Below are 5,057 nucleotides of genomic sequence, written 5' to 3'. Positions count from 1 at the left end.
CGCTTTCCTCGCGCGCCAGCGTGTCGAGCGCCGCCTTGACCTGCTCCAACTCCAGCCGCAGCAGGTTGACGCTGCGATCGTCGCTTTTTTCGGCAAGCGTGTGGATGGCGCCGGAAAGCCGTTCGAACTCGAGGCCGAGCTCGGCGCTGTTCTTGTCGGCGGGGGCACCATGCTGGCTCGCCGCCTGCATGGCGCGATCGATATCCTGACGCAGCGCGTCGAATTCGCGCTGCAGGCCGGCGGTCATCTGATGGCGCAACTCCTCGCGCAGTCCGCGCAATTCGACCGCGATCTTGCCAACCATCGCGACGCCATCTTCCTGTCCGCGCACCCGGTCGATGTCGCGGGCAATGGCCTGATAATTGGGGCCGAAGTCGGAAGCTGCGGCCGCCGGGTTCTGCGACCCGCGGTTTTGCGGTCCGCGATTTTGGTCCCTCTGCGTGGTGTAGGGTTCCTCGTACCAGCGGGGCGAACCATAAGGTTGCGCGGCCGCATAGCGCGGCTCGGGGGCCGGCCGCCGCGGATCGGGGCGCTCGGGCGTGTCGCTGCGCGTCCGCTCCAGCCGCTGCTCCAGCGTTTCGAGCGAGCGGCTCAGATCCTCCAGCGAGGTCTGCGACCGGCGCTGCCTACCGGCGTTGAGTGTATCGAGATAGGACCGCTTGCTGTTCATCGATGCGCCCGTGTTCAGAATGACCGGCTGAGACCGGTTTCCCAGAGTCTGCCGGGAACGAAGGCGTCCGCGCGGTTTTGCTGCGGAGGAAGACGGGCTTCCCGGGTTTCTCACCCACGCTTCGAAAACCGTGAAAAATTCGCTACAGGATAAACACGGGTGACCGACATGCGCACATTTCGCCCAACGTGGTAAACAAGGCGTTAACCAAGCTTAAGAAGTGGCGCATAATCCTGACCCGCCCGCCCCAATGGCATCCGAGTGCGGCATAAAGGAGTGTTTCCGACAACGCCCTTGCGTCAGGTGCCGGCTGTCGGTATAGAATTGACGTAAACGTAAAAGGTGCGAAGCCGTGCCTCTTGCGATTGAATTGTCGAAACCACGATTGGAAGCACGCCCCCGCTTCCACTCAGGCGACGTTTTGGTCCGTGACCGCGACGCCATCAGGGGAAAGCCAGTGACCATGAAACTTGTTTCGCCCGGCGAAGCCGCGGCCAATAGCAATCACATATCGGTCGAGACCGACGAAGAATTCGTCCGTATCGGCGAGATGGCCAAGAAGTACGGCGTGACCTTGCGCACGCTGCGATTCTACGAGGACAAGGGCCTGCTCAATCCGAAGCGCGACGGCTCGACCCGTCTCTACACGCGCCGCGACAAGGCCCGGCTGAAGCTGATCCTGCTCGGCCGCAAGGTCGGTTTCTCGCTGCGGGACGTCAAGCAGATGATGGATCTTTACGATCCGACCGGATCCAACACCAAGCAGTTGCGGCTGGCGCTCGACAAGTCCGAGAAGCAGCTTGCCCGCTTGCAGAAGCAGCGCGCGCTGATCGATGAGGCTATCAGCGACCTGAGCAATTCGATGGCGATCGTTCGCCAGATGCTGGCCGAGCGGGCCGCGCCGCAGGCAAGCGCCGCCGGCTGATCTCACGCTAACGGCATAGCCTAGGATAGAGAAAGCCGCGTGGCTGCAGCCGCGCGGCTTTTTTGTTGCCTTGGAGCGAGCGCTAATCAAAAATTTCGGGCTGCGACGAAGTTGACGTTTACGCAAACGTCAATATTTGCTATCGGGGGCATCGACATTGGCTCGGCCTCCCATCCACATCCGGATCGGAAACTTGCTGGCCGGCCGGGACCGCAAGGGTGGAGGAAGGCATGACGATCTACAGGGCGCCCGTCCAGGACACGCTGTTCGTGCTCAACGACGTGCTCGGCTACCAGCGCTATTCTAATCTTCCGGGCTTCTCGGACGCTACGCCGGACGTCGTCGAGGCGATTCTTGCCGAAGGCGCCAAGCTAGCCGAAAACGTCATGCATCCGCTGAACCGGGTCGGCGATATGGAAGGCTGCGTGCGCCATGAAGACGGTAGCGTGACCACGCCCAAGGGATTCAAGGACGCTTTCAGCCAGTATCGCGAGGGCGGCTGGATGGGCCTAGCGGCACCGGCCGAGTTCGGTGGCCAGGGTCTGCCCTATACAGTCCACACCGCGGTCTCCGAATACATGGTGTCCGCCAATATGGCGCTGATGATGTATCCCGGCCTCACGCAGGGCGCGATCGCGGCCATTGTCACCCATGGCACGGACGAGCAGAAGGCCACCTGGTTGCCCAGGCTGATCGAGGGCGCCTGGACCGGCACCATGAATCTCACCGAGCCGCATTGCGGCACCGATCTCGGCCTGCTGCGCACCAAGGCGGTGCCCAATGGCGACGGCACCTACAGGATTTCCGGCCAGAAGATATTCATCTCCGCCGGCGAGCACGACATGGCCGACAACATCGTCCATCTGGTGCTGGCCCGCGTCGAAGGGGCGCCGGAAGGCGTCAAAGGCATCTCGCTGTTCATCGTGCCGAAGTTCAAGCTCGACGACTCGGGCAATGTCAGCGCGCGCAACGCGCTCTCCTGCGGCTCGATCGAGGAGAAGATGGGCATCCACGGCAACTCGACCTGCGTCATGAACTATGACGAGGCCGAAGGCACTTTGCTCGGCGAGTTGAACGGTGGCCTGAAGGCCATGTTCACGATGATGAACGAGGCCCGCCTGGGCGTTGGTCTGCAAGGGCTCTCGGTCTCGGAGATCGCCTATCAGAACGCGGTGTCTTACGCCAAGGACCGCCTCCAGGGGCGCTCGCTGTCGGGCATCAAGGCACTGGACAAGAAGGCCGACCCGATCATCGTCCATCCCGATATCCGCCGCTCGCTGATGACCATGAAGGCGTTCAACGAGGGCGGCCGAGCGCTGGCGCTGTGGACGGCGATCAAGTCGGACGTCGCGCACCGCTCCGGTGACGAAAGGGACCGCCAGTCGGCCGACGACTACACCGGTCTGCTGACGCCGGTGGTCAAGGGCGTGCTGACTGACAAGGGCTTCGATCACGCCGTGATGGCGCAGCAGGTGTTCGGCGGCCACGGCTACATCGAAGAACACGGCATGAGCCAGTTCGTCCGCGATGCCCGCATCGCCATGATCTATGAAGGCGCCAACGGCATTCAGGCGCTTGATCTGGTCGGCCGCAAGCTGGCGCAGAATGGCGGCCGCGCCGTGCAGGCCTTCTTCAAGGAGGTCGGCGAATTCTGCGAGGAAAACCGCGCTGACGACAAGATGGCGCCCTTCACCAAGGCGCTGAAGAAGGGCCTCAACGACCTGCAGGCGGCGACCATGTGGCTGGTGCAGAATGCCATGGCCAAGCCCGACAATGCGGGCGCCGCCTCGACCGACTACATGCATCTCTTCGGCCTGGTGGCATTGGGCTACATGTGGGGCCAGATGGCCAAGGCCGCCCAAACGAAGCTCGCCGAAGGTGCCAATGGGGCCGCGTCGTTCTACGACAACAAGCTGGTGACGGCGCGCTTCTTCATGGAGCGGATCATGCCGGAGAGCGCGACGCGCCTCGCCCGCATTTCCAGTGGCGCGGATACGCTAATGGCGCTGCCGGCGGAAGCGTTCTAGAAATGCTCGGCGTCCGCCTCCCCTTGAGGGGAGGGTGGCCCGAAGGGCCGGGAGGGGTCGCCCGCGACGAACTCGACGCCAATTCTGGCGACGCACCCTGGGAGAAGGACTAACACAATGCCCCGCACGCGGGTCAGTTTCGAGATGCGACAGAAAGCGTGCTCGCTTCGTCTGCACACGGCGAAGGCCGAGTCCCTGCTGTGGTACGAATTGCGCGAGCTGACGGCTGATGGCCTGAAGTTCAGGCGGCAATCGCCGATCGGCCCGTACATTGTCGATTTCGTCTGCCCGAAGGTCAAACTGATCGTCGAGGTCGACGGCGACCTGCACGAAACCGAAGCTGGCAGACGTCATGATGTGAACCGCGACGCCTGTTTGCCGTCACTCGGGTATGTCGTTGTCAGGATTGATGAGCCTGATGTCATTAACAGTGCATGGCATGTGGCGCAGTTTGTTAAGGACAAGGCCGAGCACCTCATCGGCGACCCCTCCCGGCCGCTTCGCGGCCACCCTCCCCTTAAGGGGGAGGGGGACGCCGGCGCAGTGGAGGAAACAGCATGACAAATCCAGCCGAAGTTCTTGGCCTGCCGAAGCCCGCCTGGGCGGCGGACGAAGTCGGCATGCTCTACGAGATGGCGAGCCGCTTCATGTCGGAGGAGATCGCGCCGCGCTACGAAGAGTTCGAGAAGAACGAGATTTTCGACCGCGAGAGCTGGCTGAAGGCGGGCGCCGCCGGCCTGCTCTGCGCCTCTATGCCGGAGAAATATGGCGGCTCCGGCGGCACCTTCGCGCATGAGAGCGCCATCATCGAGGCTATCGGCCACGTCGGGGTCGACGGCTTCGGCATCGGCCTGCACAACTCGATCGTCGCGCCATACATCCTGCATTACGGCTCCGAGGAGCAGAAAGAAAAATGGCTGCCGAAACTGGCGACCGGGGAGCTGATCGGCGCCATCGCTATGACCGAGCCCGGCGCCGGCTCCGACCTTCAGGGCGTCAAGACCCGTGCCGAGAAGGACGGCAATCACTACAAAATCAACGGCTCCAAGACCTTCATCACCAACGGCCAGCTTGCCAACCTGATCATCGTTGTCACCAAGACCGATCCGGACAAGGGCGCCAAGGGCACCTCGCTGATCGTCGTCGAGACCGACGAGGTCGAGGGCTTCGAACGCGGTCGCAACCTCGACAAAATAGGGCTCAAGGCCAACGACACCTCCGAGCTGTTCTTCAACGACGTGCGCGTGCCGACCTCCAACCTGCTCGGCCATGAGGAAGGCAAGGGCTTCGTCCAGCTGATGCAGCAATTGCCGCAGGAGCGGCTGCAGATCGGCACCGGCGCGATCGCCATGATCGAGCGGGCGCTGGCGCTTACCATCGACTACGTCAAGGAGCGCAAGGCCTTCGGCAAGGCGATCATCGATTTCCAGAACAC

The 5,057-nt window shown here is 62.8% G+C and carries 4 protein-coding genes and 1 pseudogene; 4 read left to right on the top strand and 1 reads right to left on the bottom strand.

Translation table 11 applies throughout. From position 1 onward, the window contains the following. Positions 1-670: pseudogene (locus tag EOA60_RS18230) on the bottom strand (peptidoglycan-binding protein); the annotation flags it as partial. Positions 671-1,133: 463 nt separating this feature from the next. Between EOA60_RS18230 and EOA60_RS18225 the strand changes: the two are divergent. From EOA60_RS18225 to EOA60_RS18210, 4 genes are all read left to right on the top strand, one after another. Beyond that, on the top strand, positions 1,134-1,595 hold the full coding sequence (locus EOA60_RS18225) for a MerR family DNA-binding transcriptional regulator (protein ID WP_082980529.1): 462 nt from the start codon (positions 1,134-1,136) through the stop codon (positions 1,593-1,595). A 230-nt stretch (positions 1,596-1,825) separates the two neighbouring features. After that, on the top strand, positions 1,826-3,622 hold the full coding sequence (locus tag EOA60_RS18220; protein ID WP_095826083.1) for an acyl-CoA dehydrogenase: 1,797 nt from the start codon (positions 1,826-1,828) through the stop codon (positions 3,620-3,622). 117 nt (positions 3,623-3,739) lie between these two features. Continuing rightward, positions 3,740-4,183: an endonuclease domain-containing protein gene (locus tag EOA60_RS18215; RefSeq protein WP_095826070.1), complete on the top strand. Its 444-nt coding sequence runs from the start codon at positions 3,740-3,742 to the stop codon at positions 4,181-4,183. Continuing rightward, positions 4,180-5,057, top strand: an 878-nt coding sequence (locus EOA60_RS18210; RefSeq protein WP_128311697.1) for an acyl-CoA dehydrogenase family protein, incomplete at its 3' end; no start/stop codon positions are given. The genes EOA60_RS18215 and EOA60_RS18210, both read left to right, overlap by 4 nt.

It is taken from the genome of Mesorhizobium sp. M1A.F.Ca.IN.020.06.1.1 (genome assembly GCF_004023265.1).
Lineage (GTDB): Bacteria > Pseudomonadota > Alphaproteobacteria > Rhizobiales > Rhizobiaceae > Mesorhizobium.
This window is presented reverse-complemented; position numbering and strand designations above follow the sequence as displayed.

Coding starts and splice junctions, on each gene's coding strand:
- EOA60_RS18225 (WP_082980529.1), top strand. CDS start 1,134: ATGAAACTTGTTTCGCCCGGCGAAGCCGCGGCCAATAGCAATCACATA.
- EOA60_RS18215 (WP_095826070.1), top strand. CDS start 3,740: ATGCCCCGCACGCGGGTCAGTTTCGAGATGCGACAGAAAGCGTGCTCG.
- EOA60_RS18220 (WP_095826083.1), top strand. CDS start 1,826: ATGACGATCTACAGGGCGCCCGTCCAGGACACGCTGTTCGTGCTCAAC.